A 2,508-nucleotide genomic window follows, 5' to 3' on the forward strand; every position below is an offset into this window, starting at 1 on the left:
AGCCAGACCCTGATGGGCGGCCTTTCGGGGTTCGAATCGCCCATTGGACTGGACCGGCACGACCGTATGAATGCCCTACGCACGGGCGACATCGGATTTGTTCACTCCTGGGACATCAACACCTCAGTGGACGGGCCGGGCACAAGGATGACCGTCTTCATGAGCGGATGCCCCCTGCGTTGCCAGTACTGCCAGAACCCCGACACCTGGAAGATGCGCGATGGCCAGCCCGTATATCTGCAGGCCATGATTGACAAGGTGGCCCGCTACCAGGACCTCTTCAAGAGCACGGGCGGAGGAATCACCTTCAGCGGCGGCGAGTCCATGATGCAGGCAGCCTTTGTCTCACGCGTCTTTCGTGCTGCCAAGGAGATGGGCGTTCACACCTGCCTGGACACCTCGGGCTTCCTCAATCGCAACTACACCGATGCCATGATTGACGATATCGACCTGTGCCTGCTGGATGTCAAGTCCGGCGACGAGGCCACCTACAAAAAGGTGACCGGCGGCACGCTGGCCCCCACAATCGAATTCGGCAAGCGTCTGGCTGCCCGTGGCAGCAAGATCTGGGTTCGTTTTGTGCTGGTGCCAGGGCTGACCGACTCCGAGGAGAACGTCGAGAATGTGGCTCGGGTGTGCGAACAGTTCAAGGATGCCATCGAGCACATTGATGTGCTTCCCTTCCATCAGCTTGGACGGCCCAAGTGGCATGAGCTGCGCATCCCCTACCCGCTGGAGGATGCCAAAGGCCCCTCTGCGGCCCTGAAGGATCGGGTCAAGAAGCAGCTTGAGGCCCATGGATTCGTGGTCTACTGAGGCGCAGAACTAGTTTGGTTCCCGGGTGGCCCAGGAACAATCAGAATAATTGTCTTATGACTCCCCACGGCTAACACCGTGGGGAGTTTTGTCTGCTTGTGTGAAGGCCAGCCAGCCAATCAGTGAATGGCAGACTCGCTGAATGGCGGAATCACTAAATGACTGGAACGTTGAATGACCGGCTTTATGAATGACCGATACTGTACATCGATAAATTGCCGACAAGGCATGCTTTGCAAATGTCTCCCAGTGGGTTGAGGGCATGGACTATGCTTTCAGGCGTGTGTTTTCCGGGCCGGTCGGCCCGGTGTCGTGATGGAAGACAAACTACAAAAGAGGTTGAGCGCAGGTGACCACGGAGCCTAAGACGCAGCTGCTTTCAGAGCCCGCCCAGGGTGTGCCGTCGGTCATTAACGATATGGCCGGATACAGCCGGGCCTGTCGGATGCTGTCCCAGGGCAGCGGTGCGCTGGCCGCGGATGCTGAACGGGCCTCGGGCTTCCGCTATGGCCACGACGACTACCTCGTCCAGTTCAAACGCCGGGGGGCGGGGATATTCCTGCTGGATCCGCCCGCTCTGATGCAGGCCGGCTGTGACTGGTCGGAATTCAATAAGGCTGTTGATGGGGCCCAATGGATCATTCATGACTCCCCTCAGGATCTGCCTGGCTTCTATGCATTGGGCATGAGGTCATCATCACTCTTCGACACTGAGTTGGCGGCCAGGATGCTCAATTTAGGTCATTACGGCTTGTCTGCTGTGACAGCGCATTACCTGGGGCTGACGCTGGCCAAGGAGCACTCTGCTGCGGACTGGTCCTATCGTCCACTGCCGCGTGATTGGCGCAATTACGCCGCCTTGGACGTGGAGCTGCTGGATCAGGTGCGAGTGCGCGAGCTGGAGGATCTGCGTCATCACGGCAAGGATGAATGGGCCAGGCAGGAATTCGCCTGGCTGCTGGAGCGGTGCAAAATCCCCAAGCCGGAGCCTGAGCAGCCCTGGCGGCATATCTCGCATATCAACGCCCTGCACAATGACCGTCGAGGCCTGGCTGTGGCCCGTTCCCTGTGGACCACCCGAGACCAGCTGGCCCGCCGTTACGACATAGCTCCGACGCTGCTCCTGCCCGACAAGGCCATCATCGAGGCCGGCAGGCTCAAGCCCCACAACAACGCCCAATTCCGGGCCATCAGATCCTTGAACGAGCGGGTCAGGATCCACACCGGCGGAGAGCAGGACCGCATGTTCGAGCGCTATGCGCCCATCCAGCGCCGGGTCAGGCCCTCGGTCTGGAAACAGGCCATTCTGGAGGCGCTGAGCCTGCCTACCGAAGAGCTACCGGTGCCTCCCAAGCCGCGAGGGGAGGAGACCAACGCCCCCAAGTCCATGCAGGCCTGGAGACGCCGCCATCCGGACCGGTTCGCCAGGCTGGAGGCAGCGCGCAAGGCAGTGACTGAAGTGGGTCACCGGACCAACACCCCCGACGAGATTCTGATTAAGCCCCGCTACTTGCGCAACCTCTGCTGGACAGACGAACCGGAGAAACGGGATGTGGCTGACTTCCTGCGTCAGGAGGGCGCCCGTCCCTGGCAGGTTTCGCTCCTGTCAGAGTCCCTGACTCGCGCTATTATGTAACGGTTGCCTTACTGGCAGATCAAACGGTTTGGATGAATTGGAGCGCAGCGTGAAAA

General features: G+C 60.0%; 2 protein-coding genes. Both read left to right on the plus strand.

All coding sequences use genetic code 11. The annotated features are described in order from the left end of the window. On the plus strand, window positions 1-816 hold an 816-nt coding region (gene pflA, locus AC0AP0_RS11870), incomplete at its 5' end, for a pyruvate formate-lyase-activating protein (RefSeq protein WP_490430610.1). A gap of 349 nt (window positions 817-1,165) precedes the next feature. Beyond that, window positions 1,166-2,452: an HRDC domain-containing protein gene (locus AC0AP0_RS11875; RefSeq protein ID WP_490430614.1), complete on the plus strand. Its 1,287-nt coding sequence runs from the start codon at window positions 1,166-1,168 to the stop codon at window positions 2,450-2,452. Window positions 2,453-2,508: the final 56 nt, after the last annotated feature.

The sequence above is a fragment of the Bifidobacterium sp. POST2/T3 (B1) genome, assembly GCF_058197115.1.